This is a genomic window from Staphylococcus sp. EG-SA-14, assembly GCF_017151935.1.
GTDB lineage: Bacteria > Bacillota > Bacilli > Staphylococcales > Staphylococcaceae > Staphylococcus > Staphylococcus aureus.
This window is the reverse complement of sequence record NZ_JACVZM010000087.1, coordinates 1-254: the sequence shown is the minus strand read 5'-3', so window position 1 is coordinate 254 and position 254 is coordinate 1. Positions and strand designations below refer to the sequence as shown.

The 254-nt window shown below is 31.5% G+C and carries 2 pseudogenes; one reads left to right on the top strand and one right to left on the bottom strand.

What is annotated here, in order from left to right:
• Positions 1 to 126: pseudogene (locus IDG63_RS14405) on the bottom strand (glyoxalase III HchA); the annotation flags it as partial.
• Between IDG63_RS14405 and IDG63_RS14400 the strand changes: the two are divergent.
• Positions 123 to 254, top strand: a pseudogene (locus tag IDG63_RS14400) (YdcF family protein); the annotation flags it as partial. The pseudogenes IDG63_RS14405 and IDG63_RS14400 overlap by 4 nt on opposite strands.

The window sequence follows — 254 nt, the reverse complement described above, 5'->3', positions numbered from 1 at the left end:
AATCACATCTGCTAATTTTTTTGGCTGTTTTAATTTTTCTTTCAATTTATTATAAGTACTTATAACTGCCTCGTCTTCAGTTGGCATAGCCCATAATTCTAATTTAACTGGATAACCAGATAATGTCCGTTATTTGTCCGTTAATTTTCAACTATACTCTGACGTTAAATTTAACATGCTACATCTTAGTTGTCATATCGATATTTTTGTCACTCATCTATAGCATCATGACCTATACTTTCCCTTGGTCTATG